At 60.9% G+C, this 20,517-nt stretch carries 17 protein-coding genes and 1 pseudogene; 8 read left to right on the top strand and 10 right to left on the bottom strand.

Annotation, left to right across the window (positions count from 1 at the left end):
* The first annotated feature begins 58 nt into the window (after positions 1-58).
* A complete protein-coding gene (locus AAFM15_RS00405) occupies positions 59-541 on the top strand; it encodes an Lrp/AsnC ligand binding domain-containing protein (RefSeq protein WP_341684718.1) in 483 nt (160 codons plus the stop codon).
* Here the strand turns inward: AAFM15_RS00405 and AAFM15_RS00400 are convergent.
* The 5 genes from AAFM15_RS00400 to gap (AAFM15_RS00380) all read right to left on the bottom strand — a co-directional run bounded on the left by AAFM15_RS00400 (position 534) and on the right by gap (AAFM15_RS00380) (position 4,720).
* Positions 534-1,304: an ATP-binding cassette domain-containing protein gene (locus AAFM15_RS00400; RefSeq protein ID WP_341684717.1), complete on the bottom strand. Its 771-nt coding sequence runs from the start codon at positions 1,302-1,304 to the stop codon at positions 534-536. The genes AAFM15_RS00405 and AAFM15_RS00400 overlap by 8 nt on opposite strands.
* Before the next feature lie 14 nt (positions 1,305-1,318).
* The gene (locus tag AAFM15_RS00395) at positions 1,319-2,035 is read right to left on the bottom strand and encodes an ABC transporter permease subunit (RefSeq protein ID WP_341684716.1); all 717 of its coding nucleotides are present in this window, start codon (positions 2,033-2,035) and stop codon (positions 1,319-1,321) included.
* Positions 2,036-2,039: 4 nt separating this feature from the next.
* Complete coding sequence (locus AAFM15_RS00390; RefSeq protein WP_341684715.1) at positions 2,040-2,735, bottom strand: ABC transporter permease subunit; 696 nt, start codon at positions 2,733-2,735, stop codon at positions 2,040-2,042.
* Between the two features lie 18 nt (positions 2,736-2,753).
* Positions 2,754-3,536, bottom strand: coding sequence for a lysine/arginine/ornithine ABC transporter substrate-binding protein (locus AAFM15_RS00385; protein ID WP_341684714.1), 783 nt, complete (start codon positions 3,534-3,536; stop codon positions 2,754-2,756).
* Positions 3,537-3,718: 182 nt separating this feature from the next.
* On the bottom strand, positions 3,719-4,720 hold the full coding sequence (gene gap / locus AAFM15_RS00380) for a type I glyceraldehyde-3-phosphate dehydrogenase (protein WP_341684713.1): 1,002 nt from the start codon (positions 4,718-4,720) through the stop codon (positions 3,719-3,721).
* A 148-nt stretch (positions 4,721-4,868) separates the two neighbouring features.
* On the opposite strand from gap (AAFM15_RS00380), the gene AAFM15_RS00375 reads away from it, so the two are divergent.
* Positions 4,869-6,296: a coniferyl aldehyde dehydrogenase gene (locus tag AAFM15_RS00375; RefSeq protein WP_341684712.1), complete on the top strand. Its 1,428-nt coding sequence runs from the start codon at positions 4,869-4,871 to the stop codon at positions 6,294-6,296.
* A gap of 29 nt (positions 6,297-6,325) precedes the next feature.
* Here the strand turns inward: AAFM15_RS00375 and gap (AAFM15_RS00370) are convergent, their stop codons facing one another.
* On the bottom strand, positions 6,326-7,333 hold the full coding sequence (gap, locus tag AAFM15_RS00370; RefSeq protein ID WP_341684711.1) for a type I glyceraldehyde-3-phosphate dehydrogenase: 1,008 nt from the start codon (positions 7,331-7,333) through the stop codon (positions 6,326-6,328).
* A gap of 117 nt (positions 7,334-7,450) precedes the next feature.
* Complete coding sequence (gene tkt, locus AAFM15_RS00365; protein ID WP_341684710.1) at positions 7,451-9,481, bottom strand: transketolase; 2,031 nt, start codon at positions 9,479-9,481, stop codon at positions 7,451-7,453.
* A 166-nt stretch (positions 9,482-9,647) separates the two neighbouring features.
* Here tkt and AAFM15_RS00360 point away from each other — a divergent pair, with 166 nt between their 5' ends.
* The 6 genes and pseudogenes from AAFM15_RS00360 to AAFM15_RS00335 form a co-directional block, all read left to right on the top strand.
* The gene (locus tag AAFM15_RS00360) at positions 9,648-10,364 is read left to right on the top strand and encodes a nucleotidyltransferase family protein (RefSeq protein ID WP_341684822.1); all 717 of its coding nucleotides are present in this window, start codon (positions 9,648-9,650) and stop codon (positions 10,362-10,364) included.
* A 20-nt stretch (positions 10,365-10,384) separates the two neighbouring features.
* Positions 10,385-11,773 (top strand): aminopeptidase P N-terminal domain-containing protein, encoded by a 1,389-nt coding sequence (locus tag AAFM15_RS00355; RefSeq protein ID WP_341684709.1) that lies wholly within the window; start codon positions 10,385-10,387, stop codon positions 11,771-11,773.
* Positions 11,774-11,804: 31 nt separating this feature from the next.
* Positions 11,805-12,392 (top strand): MOSC domain-containing protein, encoded by a 588-nt coding sequence (locus tag AAFM15_RS00350; protein ID WP_341684708.1) that lies wholly within the window; start codon positions 11,805-11,807, stop codon positions 12,390-12,392.
* A gap of 146 nt (positions 12,393-12,538) precedes the next feature.
* Positions 12,539-14,842 carry an NADP-dependent malic enzyme gene (locus AAFM15_RS00345; protein ID WP_341684707.1) on the top strand — a complete coding sequence of 768 codons (2,304 nt, stop codon included), beginning with the start codon at positions 12,539-12,541 and terminating at the stop codon, positions 14,840-14,842.
* Positions 14,843-15,006: 164 nt separating this feature from the next.
* The gene (locus AAFM15_RS00340; protein ID WP_341684706.1) at positions 15,007-15,426 is read left to right on the top strand and encodes a ribonuclease domain-containing protein; all 420 of its coding nucleotides are present in this window, start codon (positions 15,007-15,009) and stop codon (positions 15,424-15,426) included.
* Positions 15,427-15,452: 26 nt separating this feature from the next.
* Positions 15,453-15,872: pseudogene (locus tag AAFM15_RS00335) on the top strand (barstar family protein); the annotation flags it as partial.
* Between the two features lie 227 nt (positions 15,873-16,099).
* On the opposite strand, the gene rsmA reads toward AAFM15_RS00335, so the two are convergent.
* The 3 genes from rsmA to AAFM15_RS00320 form a co-directional block, all read right to left on the bottom strand.
* On the bottom strand, positions 16,100-16,867 hold the full coding sequence (gene rsmA, locus AAFM15_RS00330) for a 16S rRNA (adenine(1518)-N(6)/adenine(1519)-N(6))-dimethyltransferase RsmA (RefSeq protein WP_341684705.1): 768 nt from the start codon (positions 16,865-16,867) through the stop codon (positions 16,100-16,102).
* On the bottom strand, positions 16,864-18,192 hold the full coding sequence (locus tag AAFM15_RS00325; protein ID WP_341684704.1) for a peptidylprolyl isomerase: 1,329 nt from the start codon (positions 18,190-18,192) through the stop codon (positions 16,864-16,866). The genes rsmA and AAFM15_RS00325 overlap by 4 nt, the downstream gene beginning before the upstream one ends.
* Positions 18,185-20,517: LPS assembly protein LptD (locus AAFM15_RS00320; protein WP_341684703.1), on the bottom strand; the 2,333-nt coding region annotated here is incomplete at its 5' end. The genes AAFM15_RS00325 and AAFM15_RS00320, both read right to left, overlap by 8 nt.

Here is a 20,517-nt window from a genome sequence, read left to right as displayed (position 1 = left end):
CGGATTTCCAAGAGGATATTTATCCAAAAAACAGTCGTTTCAATGAATAATGTTCGGCATGAGCAGCGAATCCACTGATATTGACCGCATAGACCGTCGCATTCTGGATGTGCTCCAGCGCGACGGTCGCATCAGCAACCTCAAGCTGGCCGAGGCGGTGGCCCTGTCGCCCACGGCGGTGCTGGCGCGGGTGCAGCGCCTCTCCAAGGACGGCTACATCCTGGGTTACGAAGCGCGCCTGAACCCGCTCAAGCTGGGTGCTGGCATGCTGGTGTTTGTAGAGGTGCTGCTCGACCGCACCAGCCCCAATGTGTTCGAGCAGTTCAAGGCGGCGGTGCAGGTGCGAGCCGAAATCATGGAATGCCACCTGGTGGCGGGTGGTTTTGACTACTTGCTCAAGATCCGCACCACCGACATGAACGCGTACCGTCAATTTTCGGGCGACGTTCTGTGGTTGTTGCCCGGTGTGCGCGAGACGCGCACCTATGCGGTGATGGAAGAGGTCAAGAACAGCACGGCATTGCCATTGAACCTTATTTGAGGCTGCCTGCCAGGAATTGCTGCAAGCGTTCACTGCGAGGCGCTTGCAGGATGAAGTGGGGCTGGCCCTCTTCTTCCACCTTGCCCTGGTGCAGGAACATCACATGGTTGGACACCTCGCGCGCAAACCCCATTTCGTGGGTGACCACCACCATGGTTCTGCCTTCTTCTGCCAAAGAGCGCATCACGCGCAACACTTCACCCACCAGCTCGGGGTCCAGCGCCGAGGTGGGTTCGTCAAACAGCATGACCTCCGGCTCCATGGCCAAGGCGCGTGCAATGGCCACGCGCTGCTGCATGCCGCCTGACAAATGCATCGGGTAGTGGCCAAACGTCTGCGCGCTCAGGCCCACACGGGCCAGATAGTGTTCAGCACGCGCTCGCGCTTCGTTCTTGCTCTGGCCCAGGACCTGAACGGGCGCTTCCATGACGTTCTCCAGCACCGTCATGTGACTCCAGAGATTGAAGTGTTGAAACACCATGGCCAGCTTGGCGCGCAGACGTTGTAGCTGACCTGGGTCACTGGCCTGCAGAAGTCCTTGGCCATCTGCTTTGAGTTGCAAGGTTTCACCGGCCACACTGATGCGGCCTTGCTGGGGCTGTTCGAGCAGATTGATGCAGCGCAGGAAGGTGCTTTTGCCCGAACCGCTGGAGCCGATCAGGCTGATCACATCGCCCGCATGCGCTTGCAGGGACACTCCTTTGAGCACTTCTTGCTGCCCAAAGCGTTTGTGAATGTCTTGAACGTCAAGCTTGAGACTCATGGCGGCGAAATGCTTCAGTGTGTTGAGCGCGGACGCAAATAGGCCAGCCAACGCAGCTCGGCCAGACGAAACAGGCCCACCAGCACGGCAGTGAGGCTGGCGTAGATCAGCCCCGCTGTGATGAAGGCCTCAAAGGGCAGATAAAACTCGGCATAAATCGACCGGGCCGCACCCGTGATGTCGAGCAAGGCGGGCACCGCACTGGCCAAAGAGGTGCTGTGCAGCATCATGATGACCTCGTTGGAGTAGCCCGGCAAACTGCGTCGCAAGGCCGCAGGCAGCACGATGCGTCGCAAGCGGGCCCAGGGGCTCAAACCGCAGGCCTGAGCCGCTTCGAGCTCGCCCTTGGGGAGCTCACGAATGGCGCCCGCCAGCAGCTCGGTGGTGTAGGCGCAGGTGTTGAGGGCAAAGGCCAGGGCAGCGCAAAAAAACGAGTTCTTGAACCCTTGCCAGAGCCAGGAATCATCCCAGCGGGACTGGATGAACTCGGTTTGGGCTAGGCCGTAGTAAATCAGGTACAGCTGGATCAGCAAGGGCGTGCCTCGCATCACATAGGTGAAGGCCCAGACCGGCCCACGAAGCCATGCTGTAGGCGAGACACGGGCTAAGGCCAGGGGTACAGAAAGCGCGCCGCCCACCAGTAAGGACGCCAGCAACAAAGCCAGCGACTGCACCGTGCCGTCCCAAAACAGGCGCAGGTTCTCGGGGCGTGCAATGACGTCAAATTCCATCACATCAGACCTTGCGCTGATCCAGGCTGTAGCGACGCTCCAGCCAGCCCAGAAATACCATGGACACGGACGTGAAGACCAGATACATCAAGCCTGCAAAGGCCAGAAACAGCAACGGTGCATTCGGGATCTCGCCACGAGCCGCCGCACCGGCCTGCTTGGCCAGATAGGTCATGTCCTGCAAGCCCAGCAAGGAAACCAGTGCGGTGGACTTCATCAACACCAGCCAGTTGTTGGTCAGCCCGGGCAAAGCCAGTCGCACCATCTGAGGCAAGGTGATGCGACGCAACACCTGCCAACGCGACATGCCAAACGCCATGCCCGCCTCCATCTGGCCACGGGCGATGGCCAGGATGGCCCCCCGAAACGTTTCGGTCATGTAGGCGCCGTAGATGAAACCGATGGTGAGCACGCCTGCTGCAAAGGGGTCAATCTCGACATAGTCGAATTCACCCAGTCGCTCCAGCAAGGCATTGAGCCCGATTTGTCCACCGTAGAACAAGAGCAGCATCAAGACCAGATCGGGTATGCCGCGAATCAGAGTGGAATAGGCGGTGGCCAGCCACCGGGCTGGCCGGTGGCTGGAGAGCTTGCCTAAAGCGCCGAGCAGGCCCAGCGCCATGGCCACCAGCAATGAAGCGAGCCCCACCTGCACGACCAGCCATGAGCCGTGCAGGATGCTCAGGATGTAAGGCATCATGCCCGGCTGTGCCTGCGTTTACTCACCCCACAGATCGACGCCGGGGACGAACTCATCAGCGATTTTTTTCCAGGTGCCATCAGCACGGATGTCCGCAATCGCTTTGTCCAGAGCCTTCTTGAGGTCTTTGTCGCCTTTGCGCATGGCCACACCGATGCCTTCACCGAAGTATTTCTTCATGCGCAGGGGTTGGCCCACGTAGCCGTAGTTCTTGCCATCGGGGGTGCTCAGGAAGCCGCCTTCGACTTCGACCACGTCAGCCACCGTGCCGTCCAGGCGCCCAGACTTGATGTCCAGATACACCTGGTCTTGCGCGTCGTAGCCAATCACATTCACGCCATGGGTTGACAATTCGCCTTTGGCATATTTTTCCTGCGTGGATCCTTTGAGAACGCCAATGTTCTTGCCCTTGAGGCTGGCGGCTGAGCCGTCGGATTTGATGTCCTTACGCACCACAATCTTGGACGGCGTGTTGTAGTACTTGCTGGTGAAGTCCACCTGGCGCAGGCGCTCTTCGGTGATCGACATGGAAGAAATGATGGTGTCGTATTTGCGCGCCATCAGACCGGGAATCATGGCGTCCCATTGCTGCTCGACGAAGGTGCATTTGGCCTTGATCTTGTCACACAGAGCTTGGGCAATCTTCACATCAAAGCCGGTGGGCTTGCCATCGGCTGTTTTGAAGGTGAAAGGTTTGTAGGTCGGGTCGATGGCAACGCGGACCTCTTTCCATTCCTTGGCTGAAACGCAGAAACTGGCCACCGCGAACGCAGCGCCCAGCAACAGGGATTTCTTGAACATGGATGACTCCTGAAAGATGATGAGAGGCGGCGGGAGCCTCGAACAGTGCACGCGGAGGTGCAAACTCCCTTGGAGCATAGCATCGCACGATCGTGCTTTTTGATGGGATTTGCCCTTGCTTGACGCAAGAAAAAGGGCGCTTGCAAGCGCCCTTGGATGTCATCGGTGGCCGGGACCGAAGCTCAGCTGCCCACCACCCGTGCCATTTCCAGGCACTTGTTGGAGTAGCCCCACTCGTTGTCGTACCAGGCCACCAGCTTGACGAAGGTGCTGTCCAGTGCGATGCCGGCTTCGGCGTCGAACACGCTGGTACACACCTCGCCACGGAAGTCTGTGGACACCACTTTGTCGGTGGTGTAGCCCAGCACGCCTTTGAGAGCGCCTTCGCTTTGCGCTTTCATTTCGGCGCAAATTTCGGCGTAGGTGGCGGGCTTGTCGAGTTCGGCAGTCAGGTCCACCACCGACACGTCCGACGTGGGCACACGGAAAGCCATGCCGGTCAGTTTGCCTTTGACAGCCGGGATCACCACGCCCACGGCCTTGGCCGCGCCGGTGCTGCTGGGGATGATGTTTTCCAGAATGCCACGCCCGCCGCGCCAGTCCTTGTTGCTGGGACCATCGACGGTTTTTTGGGTGGCGGTGGCGGCGTGCACCGTGGTCATCAGGCCGCGCTTGATGCCCCACTTGTCGTTGAGCACCTTGGCCAGCGGGGCCAGGCAGTTGGTCGTGCAGGATGCGTTGGAGATGATGGCCTCGCCGGCGTAAGACGCATGGTTGACGCCGTAGACAAACATGGGCGTGTCGTCCTTGGACGGTGCGCTCATGATGACTTTTTTGGCGCCGGCGTCGATGTGCTTTTGTGCGCCTTCCTTCGTCAGGAAAATGCCGGTGGACTCGATCACCACGTCAGCACCCACCTCATTCCATTTCAGGTTGGCGGGGTCTTTTTCTGCGGTCAGGCGAATGGTTTTGCCGTTGACCACCAGGTGGCCATCCTTCACGGCCACATCGCCTTTGAAACGGCCATGCACACTGTCGTAGGTCAGCATGTAGGCCAGGTAGTCGGGCTCGAGCAGGTCGTTAATGCCCACCACCTCGATGTCTTTGCCGAAGTTTTGCACCGCTGCACGAAACACCATGCGGCCGATGCGGCCAAAACCGTTGATACCTACTTTGATCGCCATGTTGATTGCTCCTCGTTGGAATAGGGGTGTGCCGCGTGATGCGGTCGATGTAACCATGCTACGTGAATTTGAGTAACTTTGTTACATTCCATCATCCCAAAGGGGTTTGTTCTGGTTTTGTAACCAGGCCACGTGGTCCAATGCGGACATGTCATTTGATGCAACCCCTGACGAACACGCGCCACGGCTGCTGCAGGCCCTGGAGCTTCAGCGATCGGCTTATCGCGCATCGCCTGTGCCCGACTTGCGTCGGCGTCGGCAAGACCTGTTGACCTTGCGGCGCTTTGTGCTGGAGCAGCGCACGGCGCTGATCGAAGCGGTCTCGCGCGATTACGGCCATCGCAGCCGACACGAAACCGAGCTGACCGAGATCCTGCCTGTCCTCAAGGACATTGACCACGCCCTCAAACACCTGCGGCACTGGATGCGGGTGCAGCCACGTGCGGTGGACCGGCTGGCCTTTGGCTTGGCCAGCAACCGGGTCGTGCCGCAGCCTCTGGGTGTGGTGGGGGTGATCGTGCCGTGGAACTTCCCGATCAACCTGAGCTTTTTGCCGCTGGTGGCGATCTTTGCGGCCGGCAACCGCGCCATGGTCAAGATGAGCGAAAACTCGCGCCACCTGGCGGCGTTGCTCATCGACAAAATGCCCACCTACTTTCCACCCGAGAAGCTCCAGTTCCTTGACGAAACCGGTGGCGTGGGCATCGCATTTTCAAAACTGCCTTTTGACCATTTGCTGTTCACGGGGTCGACCCAGACGGGTCGCAGCGTGATGCAAGCGGCCGCTCAAAACCTGTGTCCCGTGACGCTGGAGCTGGGCGGGCGATCGCCCGCGATCGTGTGTGATGACTTTGATCTCGACACGGCTGCCCGGCGCATCTTGTACGTAAAGTTCCTCAACGCCGGACAGATTTGCACCACGGTGGACCATGTGTACCTGCCGCGCAGCAAGTTACAGGACTTTGTTGAACTGGCGAGACGCATCGTGCCTCAGCGCTATGCCAACCTGAACAGCCCTGACCTGAGTTCAATCATCAACGCACAGGCCTATGCCCGATTGACCATGGCTCTCGACGAGGCGGTTGCGCGAGGAGCGACAGTCCTGCCTTTGTTGCCCGGTTCGGCCCGTGATGACGCCCGTCACCGATTGGCGCCGCATCTGGTGCTGAATGTGCCCGCTGACTGCGCATTGATGCAACGCGAAATCTTTGGCCCCATCTTGCCGGTGCTGCCTTATGACGATTTGGACGAGGTGTTGTCGCAGGTTCAAGCCGGTCCGAGGCCTTTGGCGTTCTACCCCTTCACCCACGACCGAAAGCAGCTTGCGCATATGCTGGATCGAGTGATGTCAGGGGGCGTGAGCGTGAACGATGCGCTGTTTCATGTGGGCCAGACGGATTTGCCATTCGGCGGCGTGGGTGCGTCTGGCATGGGGCACTACCACGGCCGCGAGGGCTTTGAAACTTTTTCCAAGCTCCGGCCGGTGTTTCACCAGAGCCGCTGGTCGACGCTCGCTTTGCTGTATCCGCCCTACGGCAAAAAGATCGAGGCCTTGTTGAAGTTTCTGGCGCGCTGAAAAACACAAAGCGCCCGTAGGCGCTTTTCTTACTTTTTCTTGGCCACCACCCGGATCATCTCCAGGCACTGTTTGGCGTAGCCCCATTCGTTGTCATACCAGGCCACGATTTTGACGAAGTTCTTGTCCAGCGCGATGCCGGCGGTGGCGTCGAACACGCTGGCGCAGGGCTCGCCACGGAAGTCGGTGGACACCACTTTTTCGTCGGTGTAGCCCAGCACGCCTTTGAGCGCACCTTCGCTTTGCGCTTTCATCTCGGCGCAAATTTCTTCGTAGCTGGCTTCGTTTTCCAGCTCGATGGTCAGGTCGACCACCGACACGTCAGAGGTGGGTACGCGGAAGGCCATGCCGGTGATCTTCTTGTTGAGCTCAGGAATCACCTTGCCCACGGCCTTGGCAGCACCGGTGCTGCTGGGGATGATGTTTTCCAGAATCCCGCGACCACCGCGCCAGTCTTTGCGCGAAGAGCCGTCCACCGTCATCTGGCTGGCGGTAGCGGCGTGTACCGTGGTCATCAAACCGCGCTTGATGCCCCACTTGTCGTTGAGCACCTTGGCCACGGGGGCCAGGCAGTTGGTGGTGCACGAGGCGTTGGAGATGATGGCTTCGCCCGCGTATTTTTTGTGGTTCACGCCGTAGACGAACATGGGGACGGTGTCTTTGGAGGGGGCAGAAATCACCACCTTCTTGGCGCCGGCGGCAATGTGCATCTGGCTGGTGGGTTCGGTCAGGTAGTGGCCGGTGCATTCGAGCACGATGTCCACGCCCATCTCGCCCCAGCGCAGGTTGTGCGCATCGCGCTCGTGCGACAGCTTGATCTTCTTGCCATTGACGATCAGGGTGTCTTCGGTAAAGTCGACCGTGCCATCAAAGCGGCCATGCACGCTGTCGTACTTGAGCATGTAGGCCAGGTAGTCTGCGGGCTTGGGGTCGTTGATGCCCACGATCTGGATGTCGCTGTAGCCGTGCTTGAGTGCGGCGCGAAGAGCCAGGCGGCCGATGCGGCCGAATCCGTTGATGCCAACCTTGATGGTCATGATGAAAGCCTCAAAAGAAAGTTACTAAACCGTTACGTAACCGGTTTGTAGACCACGGCCCTTTCACGAGCCTGATCCCGGGGTATCTGGGTTCAGATACCCCGCCGGTTCAGGAAATCACTGCTTGAGCAAGGCGGCGTGGACGGTGTCGGCCACGTTTTCAGCAGTAAAGCCAAAGTGTTTGAACAGCACAGGTGCGGGAGCCGACTCGCCGTAGGTGTCGATACCGACCACCGCAGCGCAACCGTACTTCCACCAGCCGTCCGTCGAACCCATTTCCACGGCTACGCGCGGCAGGTTGGCCGGCAATACCATTTGCTTGTACATGGCGCTTTGGCGGTCGAACACATTGGTGCTGGGCATGGAGACCACGCGCACGCCGATCTTGCGTTCGGCCAGCAGCTTTTGCGCAGCCAGGGCCAGTTGCACTTCGGAGCCGGTCGCGATCAGCACCGCATGGGTCTTGTTCATGCCCACTTCGCTGGGCTCGGCCAGCACATAGGCGCCTTTGCTGATGTCCGACAGGTCGCGCTTGGGCGCATAGGCCAGGTTTTGACGCGACAGGCACAAGGCGCTGGGGCGGTGTTGGTTTTGCAGGGCCACAGCCCAGGCCACGGCAGTTTCGGCCGTGTCACCGGGACGCCACACGTCCAGGCCCGGAATCAGGCGCAGGCTGGCCACATGCTCGATGGACTGGTGGGTCGGGCCGTCTTCGCCCAGACCGATGGAGTCGTGGGTGAACACATGCACTACGCGCTGCTTCATGAGCGCGGCCATGCGAATGGCGTTGCGGCTGTAGTCGCTGAAGGTCAGGAAGGTACCGCCGTAGGGGATGTAGCCACCGTGCAGCGCCACGCCGTTCATGATGGCGGCCATGCCGAATTCGCGCACGCCGTAGTTGATATGGCGACCGGTTTTGCCGTCTTCGGTCTTGACCACATCACCGGCCAGATTCACGCGCAGGTTGGGCGTGGATTTGGTGTTGGTGAGGTTCGAGCCGGTCAGGTCGGCCGAGCCGCCCAGCATTTCGGGCAGAGCCGCGGTGAAGAATTCCAGCGCAATCTGGCTGGCCTTGCGGCTGGCCACGGTCTCGGCTTTGGTGTGGGCGGATACGGCTGCGTCCACAGCGATCTGGTGGAAGTTCTTGGGCAACTCGCCCTTCATGCGGCGAGTGAAGTCGCTGGCCAGTTCAGGGAACTTTTTGGCGTAGGCGGCAAAGGTTTTGTCCCAGGCAGCTTCGGCTTTTTTGCCGGCGGCTTTGGCATCCCAATCTTTGTAAACGCTTTGTGGAATTTCAAAGGGACCATGGGTCCAGCCCAGCGCTTCGCGGGTGAGTTTGATTTCTTCAGCACCCAGCGGCTCGCCATGGGCCTTGGCGGTGTTGGCGCGGTTGGGCGAGCCTTTGCCGATGCTGGTTTTGCAGACGATCAGTGTGGGCTTGTCGGCGCTGTGCTTGGCAGAGGCGATGGCTTTGGACACGGCTTCTGCATTGTGGCCGTCGACGGCATCAATCACGTTCCAGCCGTAAGCGGCAAAGCGCTGGGGCGTGTTGTCGATGAACCAGGGAGCCACCTGGCCGTCAATCGAGATGCCGTTGTCGTCGTACAGGGCGATCAGCTTGTTGAGCTTCCAGGCGCCAGCCAGGGCGCAGGCTTCGTGGCTGATGCCTTCCATCATGCAGCCGTCACCCAGGAACACATAGGTGTGATGGTCCACGAGGGTGTGGCCGGGCTTGTTGAATTCAGCGGCCAGCAGTTTTTCGGCCAGCGCCATGCCCACGGCATTGGTCACGCCCTGGCCCAACGGGCCCGTGGTGGTTTCCACGCCGGGGGTGATGCCCACTTCGGGGTGGCCGGCAGTTTTGCTGTGCAGTTGGCGGAAGTTCTTGAGCTCGCCAATGGGCAGGTCGTAACCGGTCAGGTGCAGCAACGCATAAATCAGCATCGAGCCGTGGCCGTTGGACAGCACAAAGCGATCGCGGTTGGCCCAATGCGGGTTTTGGGGGTTGTGCTGCAGGTGTTCGCCCCACAATGCCACGGCCATGTCGGCCATGCCCATGGGCGCGCCGGGGTGTCCGGAGTTGGCTTGTTGAACGGCGTCCATTGCGAGGGCGCGGATGGCGTTGGCCATGTGTTGCTTGTTTGCCATGTGGGGCAGCTCCGGAAAGGAAGGTCGGGAAACCCCTGATTTTAGCGGCCCCCGATCCTCCCGGGCAGGTAACTTGCCTTGCACCGGGTACGTAACCGCCGTGGCGTGGCAACATACGCACATGACGAGTGTTTTTGAACCTTTCAACGGAGGGGCTGCCCAGGCCATGGTACTGGCCGCAGGGCGTGGTGAGCGCATGCGGCCCCTGACCGACAGCACCCCCAAGCCCTTGCTGCAGGTGCGTGGCCAGCCTTTGATGCAGTGGCCCATGCAGGCTTTGGCGCGTGGCGGCTTTGTGCGCCAATTGGTCAACACCGCCTGGTTGGGCGAGCAGATCCCGGCCCATTTTGGCGAGCGCGTCCGCTGGCCAGGGTTGCCCGAAGTGCGCGTGGCTTATTCCCACGAAGGCCGCGACTTTGGCCATGCGCTGGAGACGGCGGGCGGTATTGTGCGGGCCTTGCCGCAGCTCGATGAAGTGTTCTGGATCGTTGCTGGCGATGTGTTCGCGCCCGACTTCGTGTTCACGCAAGAGGTCGTGCAGCGCTTTGCGGCCAGTGGCAAACAGGCTCACTTGTGGCTGGTGCCCAATCCGGCACACAACCTCAAGGGCGACTTTGGCTTGGCCGTGGACGGTTCGGTGCTCAACCTGCCTGCAGGCGATGCAGGGCGGTGCTACACCTTCAGCACGATTGCGCTGTACCGCAAAAGTTTTTTTACACGCGCTGATGCCCCCGCGCCTTTGGGCAATCCGCAAGGTGTGGCTGTGGCTTTGGCCCCGATGCTGCGCGCTGCCATGGACCGGGGCGAGGTCAGCGGCGAAGCGTACTTGGGTGCCTGGACCGATGTGGGTACGCCTGAGCGGCTGGCGCAGCTCAACACTTAAGCGCTTCTACAATGCCTTTCATGAGCGACACAACTCTCTATGCCCAACGCCGTGCCCGACTGGCTGCCCAGCTGGGTACCGGCGGCATCGCCATCATTCCCACTGCGCGCGAGCAGCAGCGCAACCGCGACAGCGACTTTCTGTTCCGGCACGACAGCTACTTTTATTACCTCACCGGTTTCACCGAGCCCAACGCCTGGTTGGTGCTCAGCAGCGAGGGGCAGGCCACGCTGTTTTGCCAACCCAGGGACGCCGAACGCGAAATCTGGGACGGTATCCGTCTAGGGCCTGATGCGGCGCCTGCAGCCCTGGGTGTGCAACGCGCCGTGTCCGTCAGTGAACTGGATACCCAATTGCCCAAGCTGCTGGAAAACCGCAGCACCGTCTGGTTTCCCTTTGCCACGCATCCGGGCCTGGAAAGCCGCATTGAAGGCTGGTTGCAGCCCGTGCGTGCCCGTGTGCGTTTTGGCGCCCTGTGTCCGGACCAGCAGCGTGATGTGTGTGCCCTGCTCGATGAAATGCGCCTCGTCAAAGATACGCACGAGCTGGACATCATGCGCCGTGCCTCGCGCATCAGTGCGCATGCGCATATTCGCGCGATGCAGCGCAGTGCGGCCATGCTGCGCGCCGGGCAAGAGGTGCGCGAATACCACCTCGACGCCGAACTGCTGCACGAGTTTCGTCAGCACGGCTCTCAGTACCCGGCGTATGGCTCCATCGTGGCGGGGGGGGCGAATGCCTGCGTGCTGCATTACCGGGCCGACCAGGGCTTGATTCGCGATGGCGAGCTGGTGCTGATCGATGCTGGCTGCGAGCTCGATGGTTACGCCAGCGACATCACCCGCACCTTCCCCGCCAACGGCCGATTCACCGGGCCACAGCGCGCCCTGTATGACCTGGTGCTGGCCTCGCAGGAAGCTGCTGTGGCGGCAACGCAGCCCGGCGCGCGCTTTGTCGATCCGCACAACGCCACGGTTGAAGTACTGGCGCAAGGGTTGCTGGACCTGGGCTTGCTCGACAAGCACAAGGTGGGCGGCGCGCAGGACGTGATTGCCAACCGCAACTACTTTCAGTTCTATATGCACCGCACCGGCCACTGGCTGGGCATGGATGTGCACGATTGCGGCAGCTATGTGGAGCCGTCCGAGGTGGGCCAGATCAGCGAGCGCAAAGACCCGCTCAGCGGCGAAACCATCAAGGATCGCCCCAGCCGCATCTTGCGTCCCGGCATGGTGCTGACCATCGAGCCGGGTCTGTATGTGCGCCCGGCCGAAGGTGTGCCTGAGCAGTTCCACAACATCGGTATTCGCATTGAAGACGATGCGGTGGTCACGGCAAACGGGTGTGAATTGATCACCCGCGATGTGCCCGTCAACCCGGATGAGATTGAAGCCCTGATGCGCTCTTGAGGCCTACACCACAGCTTGCCCCACGCCATCCATGACCAGCTTCTACATTCACTCAGTCCATGTCGGGCAGGTGCGTCCGCTCAAGGTTGGTGAGCGGGTGATTCGTTCGGCCATCGCCAAGCAAGCTGTGAGCGTGCCTGTTCAAGTGGCTGCGCTGGGCCTGCACGGTGACGAGCAGGAAGATTTGAGTGTGCATGGCGGCGTGCGCAAGGCAGTGTACGCGTTGCCCCGGCAGCACCTGGCCTGGTGGCAAGCGCAGCGCCAGCAGGCTGTTGCCACGTTGTTTGACGAACCGATCGAACCGGGCCAGCTGGGCGAGAACCTCAGCCTCGATGGCGTTGATGAACAAACCATCTTCATTGGCGATGCTTTGTCCTTCAGCGGTGGCGTGATCCTGCGTGTGACCGAACCGCGCCAGCCCTGCAGCAAATTCAATGCGGTCATGGGCTACGAGCGTGCTGGCAAGGACATGGTCTTGTCGGGACGCTGTGGTTTTTATCTGGCGGTCGAACGCGCTGGCCACTTGCAGGCTGGCGAGGTGTTCACCGTGCACCCCGGCCCGCGCGAGACGAGCATTGCCAGCGCATTGCAGCACAAGGCCCGCAAACACCTGCGTTGACCTGTGCGACAGGGCGCCCGATTATTGCGTTCAGGTCAAAAGCCTACTGACTTGTGGGGCAGCAGTGTTTCATGCGGGCAGACTACAATGGAAAAAACAATCTCATCAGACGAAATGTCGTTGGGACGACACAGGAGATCCACCTCATGAGCAACAAGCTCCAGGCCGAAGAAAAGCGCGCCATTTTGCGCAAGGCTGCCCTCGAGTACCACGAGTTTCCCACCCCCGGCAAAGTGGCCATTGCTGCCACCAAGCAGCTGGTCAACCAGCATGACCTCGCGCTCGCCTATTCGCCTGGCGTGGCTGCGCCTTGCGAAGAAATCGTCAAGGACCCCGCGGCCGCATTCAAGTACACCAGCCGGGGCAACCTGGTGGGTGTGGTGACCAACGGCACGGCCGTGCTGGGCCTGGGCGACATCGGCCCGCTGGCGGGCAAGCCCGTCATGGAAGGCAAGGGCGTGCTGTTCAAGAAGTTCTCGGGCATCGATGTGTTTGACATCGAAATCAACGAGAAAGACCCCGACAAACTGGTCGAGATCATTGCGTCGCTGGAGCCGACCTTTGGCGGTATCAACCTCGAAGACATCAAGGCGCCCGACTGCTTCTACATCGAGCGCAAGCTGCGCGAGCGCATGAAGATTCCGGTCTTCCACGACGACCAGCACGGCACCGCCATCGTGGTGGGTGCGGCCATTCTCAACGGCCTGAAAGTCGTGGGCAAAGACCCCAAGAAAATCAAGCTCGTCACATCCGGCGCGGGTGCTGCAGCGCTGGCCTGTCTGGGCCTGCTGGTCAAGCTGGGCATCCCGCGCGAGAACATCTGGGTGACCGATCTCGCGGGTGTGGTCTACGAAGGCCGCACCGAGCTGATGGACGAAGACAAAGCCGTCTTTGCGCAAAAGACCGACCAGCGCAAGCTGGCCGAAGTGATCGAAGGCGCCGATGTGTTCCTGGGCTTGTCTGCGGGTGGCGTGCTCAAGCAGGACATGGTCAAGAAGATGGCTGCCAAACCGCTGATCATGGCGCTGGCCAACCCCACGCCTGAAATCTTGCCTGAAGAGGTTAAAGCGGTCCGCGATGACGCCATCATGGCCACCGGTCGCACCGACTACCCCAACCAGGTCAACAACGTCCTGTGCTTCCCCTACATCTTCCGTGGCGCACTGGACTGCGGTGCGACCACCATCACGCTGGAGATGGAAATCGCCGCCGTGCACGCGATCGCCGAGCTGGCGCAGGCCGAGCAAAGCGAAGTGGTGGCCGCGGCCTATGCGGGCGAACCTCTGGCGTTCGGTCCGGAATACCTGATCCCGAAGCCCTTTGATCCGCGCCTGATGATGAAGATCGCGCCGGCCGTCGCCAAAGCTGCTGCCGACAGCGGTGTGGCCGCGCGTCCGATTGCCGATCTGGATGCCTACCGCGACCAATTGCAGAGCTTTGTGTATGCCTCTGGCACCACCATGAAGCCGATCTTCACCGCAGCCAAGCGCGCCCTCAAAAAACGTGTGGCCTACAGCGAAGGCGAAGAAGAGCGCATCCTGCGCGCCGCGCAAATCGTGGTGGACGAAGGCATTGCCCGCCCGACCCTGATTGGCCGTCCGGCCGTGATCGCCAAACGCATCGAGAGTTTTGGCTTGCGCATGCAGGAAGGCCTCGACTACGACGTGGTCAACGTTGAGCAGGATGACCGCTACCGCGACTTCTGGCAGACCTACCACCGCATGACCGAGCGCAAGGGCGTGACCGAATCGATCGCCAAGATCGAAATGCGCCGGCGCCTGTCACTCATTGGCGCCATGCTGGTCCACAAAGGTCACGCCGATGGTCTGATTTGCGGCACCTGGGGCCACAACACCATGCACCTGACCTATGTGGACCAGGTCATTGGCAAGCGCCCGGGCGTCACGACTTTTGCCGCCATGAACGGCCTGATGCTGCCCAATCGCCAGGTCTTCATTGTCGACACCCACGTCAACTATGACCCCAGTGCAGAGCAGCTGGCCGAGATCACCATGATGGCTGCAGAGGAAATGCGCCGTTTTGGCGTTGAGCCCAAAGCCGCTTTGCTCAGCCACTCCAACTTCGGTACTTCCGATCAACCCAGCGCGGTCAAGATGCGCCAGGTCCTGGAATTGCTGCAGCGCAACGCGCCCTGGCTTGAAGTGGATGGCGAAATGCACGGCGATGTCGCTTTGGACGAGGCCGCGCGCAAGACCATCATGCCGCACAGCGCCCTGACGGGCAGCGCCAATTTGCTGGTCATGCCCAACATCGACGCCGCCAACATTGCCTACAACCTGCTCAAAACTGCAGCGGGTGGCAACATCGCCATTGGTCCGGTGCTCCTGGGTGCCGCCAAGCCCGTTCATATCCTGACGCCCAGCACCACGGTGCGACGCATTGTCAACATGACAGCACTGACCGTGGCGGACGCAAATGCCCATCGCTGAAGGCGATAAGGCTAAGCAAGCGCAAACTTAGTCGTTTGTCAAACACCGCAGGCAGCCCCCACGGGCTGCCTGTTTTTTTGGCAGGCGCTTGCTTTTTTTCGGGCTTTCGGTCACACTAGCGCCCAGAGTGTTCGGGTAAACCCGGGACTCCTGAAAGGTGCTTCATGAAGGCGGCAAAGACAGGCCATTTGTCCCGACGCGGACTGTTGAACGTGTTGGGAATGGTGGTTCTGGTGTGCACCATAACGGTGCAAGCCAAGGCTCCGCTGCCCACACAGACCCTGCCCGTCATCGCGCTGCAGGCGTTGCCCAAGGAAGGCCAGGAAACTTACCGAAACATCCGCAAGGGTGGTCCTTTTCCCTATGAAAAGGACGGGACTGTTTTTGGCAACCGGGAACGCATATTGCCGCGCAAGGACCGTGGGTTCTACCGTGAATACACCGTCAGGACACCCGGTTCGCGCGACCGGGGTGCCCGGCGCATTGTGTGTGGTGGCTATGAACTGCGTGACCCGCAGGCCTGCTATTACACCGCTGACCACTACACGAGTTTCAGTGTGATCAACGATCGCACACAACCTTGACTGCCTTGACCGAGAGAACCACGAAGATGGACACGCAACAACAAAAAATTCAGGATCAGCCCCTCAAAGGCACCCGTACAAATGTGGTGCAGTCGATTCGCGCCTACAGCGTGAACGACCTGCAGGAAGCCGCCCAAGCCCTGGGCCATCACTTTCTGTACGCCAACCTGTCGCAAGCCCTGACCAAGCAGGACGTGCTCGACATGATCGGCGCCCAGTTCACGCTGCCCACGCACTTCGGCAAGAACTTTGATGCCCTGTATGACTGCATGACCGACCCGCTGCACAAGTCCGGCCCCCAGCCGGGCTTCATCGTGGTGCTCGACCAGATTCCCACAAACCCCAAGTTCGACAAGGAAGCGCGCGAGCAACTGATCGACATCTTCCGCGACACCGCCGATTACTGGGGTGACCGCAAGGTGCCTTTCCGCTGCTTCTACTCCTTCTCCGTGGCTCGCGCCGCCAAGGCCAGCGACCTGGCCCGCGCAGCAGAGCTCGAAGCTGGTGAAGGCGAGGCCGAAGAAAAAATGCCCACCGACAAACTGGTGGATGTGACGCCACAGGCGCTGCGCATGAGCAGCCCGTTCAATGCCGGGTACTGGCTGGCTGCAGCCTGATACGGCTCAGGCCTAGCAAAAGCCCCGCATCGCGGGGCTTTTTTATGGGTATCTCCTCAGCCCAATTGCTGTGCCAGTTGCACATATTCATCCACCGGCACCTCTTCGGCGCGGCGCTGCACATCGAATGGACCCGCAAACTGCTTTTCTTCGAGCCATTTGCCTAAAGTGTGACGCAGCAATTTGCGCCTCTGGCTGAAAGCTACCTGCACCAGGGTTTCCAGGGTCTTGCGGTTCAATGCTGCAGGCTGGTTGTGCGGCACCATACGCACCACCGCACTGTCCACGCGTGGCGGCGGGTCAAAACATTCGGGGCCGACAAACAGGATGTTGTCCATCGCATAGCGCCATTGCAGCATGACCGACAAACGTCCGTAGTCAGAGGTGCTGGGCTTGGCCACCATCCGGTCGATCACTTCCTTTTGCAGCATGAAGTGCTGGTCCTGCACCACGGCCACATGGTCAAGCAAATGAAACAGGATCGGGCTGGAAATGTTGTAGGGCAGGTTACCCACAATGCGCAGCTTTTGCTCGGGCTGCAGCAAGGTGGCCGCCAGCGCGGTGAAGTCCACCTTGAGCACATCCGATTCCACCACGTTGAGCTGCGGATGTTCGCGCAGGCGCTTGGCCAAATCGCGGTCCAACTCCACCACGGTCAGGCGGCCCAGACGCTCCACCAAGGGCTGTGTCAGGGCGGCCAGACCCGGGCCGATTTCGACCATGGCGTCCGAGGGTGTGGGCGCAATCTCGCGCACGATGGCATCGATGATGGCGCCATCGGACAGGAAGTGCTGGCCGAACCGTTTGCGTGCGATGTGTTTCATTGCGGGCTGTCGCGCATCTCGACGTAAGCGCGGCTGCGCACGTCCTCCACCCAACGGGTGTAGGCCTCTTCGATCTTTTTCTCGCGCAGGGCGTTGCGCGCGATTTCACGTGCGTCGGCGCTGGACACGGGCATGGGCTTGCGCTCCAGCACTTCGATCAGGTGCACGCCAAAACGCGAAACCACTGGCTCGCTGACCGTGTTCAAGGGCAGGCGATCCATGACCTGTTCAAACTCAGGCACGAACATGCCCGCACGCACCCAGCCCAAATCACCGCCTGACGGCGCACTGCCGTCCTGCGACCACTGGCGGGCGACCTGCGCAAACTCGGCTTTGCGGCTGACGATCTGCTGGCGCAGGCCCTGGAGTTTGGCCACAGCCTGCGCCTGGCTCATTTGCGAGGAGGTGCGCAGCAGAATGTGTCGTGGGTGTGTTTGCATCACGCTCAGGGCAGCAGCACCCGCCTTGCGCTGGAGCAGCTTGAGCACGTGAAAGCCGGCGCCTGACTCTACCGGGTCACTGATTTCGCCGGTCTTGAGCCTGGCGACGGCTTGAACAAACAGCTCGGGGTAGCGGTCTTCTGTGCGCAGACCCAATTCGCCGCCGTTGGCGCCTTTGTCTGCAGCATTCGAATATTGGCGGGCCAGGGCCTCAAATGACTCGCCGGCACGTGCCTGGCGGGCCATTTCCCGGGCCAGGGTCAGCTTTTGCTGTCGCACGTCAGCGCTGGCCCCTTCAGGTACTGCGACCAGAATCATGGCCAGGTTCAGTTCCTGTGGCGTTTGCGAAGCCTGCTTGGCCAGCAAGGTCTGTAAATACTGCTCGGCCTCCAGGTCAGACACACGAGCTTTGCCTTCAACCTCGCGTTCGCGCAAGCGGTTGATCAGCAGCTGACCCTTGAGTTTTTCCCGGAAAGCCGCCACCGTGAGCCCTTCCTGGGGCAGGCGCTGGTGCAGCTGCTCCAGCGTGATCTGGTTATTGGCTGCCACGTTCATCTCGGCCTGGTCGATGGCATCCTTGTCGATCGTGATACCCGTATCCCGAGCCTGTTGCTGCAGCGCCTTCTCGGTGATCAGACGATCGAGTGCCTGCTTGTAGAGCTCGTTTGCACTCAGACGTTGCGGCGCACGTGCGTTTTCCTGCGCCAGCTGCGCGGACACTTGCTGCACCTCGTGGTCCGTGACAGGTTCTGAATTGACCACCGCCACAATGCGATTGACGGTTTGCACTGCAGCCGAAGGCGTAGCGGCCAGACTGGCCACCGCCACGCTGCCCAGCAAGGCGACCAACAGGCCGGAGAGAATGGAAGTCAGCGGTTTATTCATAGTTCACGAATCGGCTCGGTTGCTCGGTGGTGTCACGCAGCTCCTGGTATCCGGAGATATTGTCGCGCAGACTCTTGAAGGAGCTGGTGCCAACCTTGGCCAGGCCGACAAACTCCAGTTGGAACATCAAACGGGTGGTGGCCGAAGCCACCGTGCTTTGCAGTCGCTCAAACACCATGCGGCCCGTCCAGCAGCCGCCGTCGTATTCCAGGCCCACGATGGAATCGACCAGCTTGCGATCGCTCAGGCTGAAGTTCAGGCGACCGACGCTGTACCAGCGTCCGGCGCCCAGGCCCACACCTGCTTGCTGCACGCCTGAATCGTCAGGGCTGCCGCCCCAGCGCAGCGCACTCAGCGGCCATTGCCAGCCCAGATCCACCTGCTCGCTGGCCGTGGTGGTCTGGCGGTTCATGCGGTAAGCCGCATTGAGCACGCGATAGGGGCCGGCCTTGTAGCGCGTTTGCAGTGTGGTGCGGTTGAAGCGATTGGTTTGGGCATCCACCTGCGTGGTCAGGTCGGACGAGACGCGTTCATCCCAACGCAAACTGCCGCCGAACAACACATCGCTCAAGCCCGTGCCGGTGGCGGCGGTGTCGCTGGGCAATTGAACGCGCTGCTCGGTAAAGCGGTAGCGCTGCGCCATGCCCAGACGCAGCATTTCTGCGCCGGACTGCTCGTCCAGAAAGCGGCTGATCACGCCCAGCGTCAGCGAACGGTTGTCCACGATGCGATCCTGCCCTACATAAGGGCTGTCGCTGAAGATGGTGGCGAGGTTGAAGTCGGTGATGCCGCTGTCGTACACCGGCATGGCCTCTTGGTTCAGATAAGGTGTGGCACTGAAGTAGGCACGCGGTTCCAGTGTTTGCACCAGCTGGCGTCCGAACCATTGGCTGTTGCGCTCGAAGGTCAGGCCGCTGTCCAGGCTGACCGTGGGCAGGGCGCGATCGTAGCTGGTAGCGCCGTTGGGTTTTTGGTCCAGTGCGTAGTGTGTAGCGTGAACCTTCACACTGGGCGTGATGTAACCCCACGGACGCACGAACGGGCGACTGACTTGTGCCTGCACATAGCTTCGGTTGCCGTTGAGGGGTACAGCGCTGGAGGGCAGCCTGCTGTAGTCCGCTTCAAACCGCGTGGTGTTGAGGGTGACGGCCGTGTCCAGCCCGTCAGCGTCCCACAGGCTGTAGCGCGCCGAAATCGCAGGTACCTGGTTGTAGGGTGGCGTGATGAACGAGTTGTTGACCACATCCTGCAGTGTTTGCCACTTCTGCACCAGCATGTGGGTTGACCAGTGTCCACGCCCCCAGGACAGGCTGGCTGTGGAGGGCAGGGTGCGTTGTGCACCACCCGCGCCAGGCACCATCTCGCCCATCAAACGGGGAAAGTCGCGCCAGTAGTTGTCATCGCTCACGCGTGCGAGTTTCAGGCCAAAGCCCAGGCTACCGACGGCCTGGATGCCTGTGTCGATCGAGCCATTGTGCTGGCTGGACCAGCCCCAGCGACGGTCCTCGCGCAGCCTGTCCGAGGGCATCAGGTTCAGACGCGCCTGGCCGTTGTAGTCGCGCTCGAGGTAGCGAAAGTCCGTGTCGACGGCCACGCCACGTTTGCTCATCACCTGCGTGGTGAAGGTGGCATCACGGTTGGGGGCAATGTTCCAGTAATACGGCTGCACCAACTCGATGCCGTTGACCGTGTCCACACCCACCAGCGGTGGCAACAGGCCCGACTGCCGCCCGCCCGAAAGGCTGAAGCTGATGCCGGGCAGCCCCAGCACGGGGACATCCTTGAAGCGCAGCTGCACATCGCGCGCAGCAATCGTGTCTTCGTCTTCGTCGACCATCATCTGGCCGGCCTTGAGCAGCCAGTCCGGCAGCCAGCCTGCACCGGGCACAGGCCGGCAGGTGCTGTAACTGGCCTGGCGCACCAGCATCCGGCCCTGGCCGACAAAGTCCACCCGGTCGGCCGAGCCGTAGCCGCCGTTTTTGTACAGCTCGAATTGGGGCTCTTCAAATTTGCCAATGAAGCTGTCCATCTGCAGCTTCAGCTCAGGCCCTTGCAGCAGCGCGCCATCGCGGTGGATACGCACCTGGCCCTGCGCTGTCACTTCGTCCTGCACCTGGTCGTAATCGATGCGTTCAGCGCTGACTGACAGGCCTGGGCGTCGCAAGCGGGCGTCGCCTTCAATGTGCGTGGCCAGATCGGGCAGGGCCTCGATGCGTTGGCCTTCCACCAGCACAGGCCCCTGGCTCAACTCGGTCTGGGTGGGCTTTTCCTGCAACAAAGGGCTGATGCGCAGTGAAAGCGCGGCAGGTTGAGGCACAGCAGCGC

Origin of the sequence: Limnohabitans sp. (genome assembly GCF_038134685.1) — a bacterium.
Classification (GTDB): domain Bacteria; phylum Pseudomonadota; class Gammaproteobacteria; order Burkholderiales; family Burkholderiaceae_C; genus Limnohabitans_A.
This window is presented reverse-complemented; position numbering and strand designations above follow the sequence as displayed.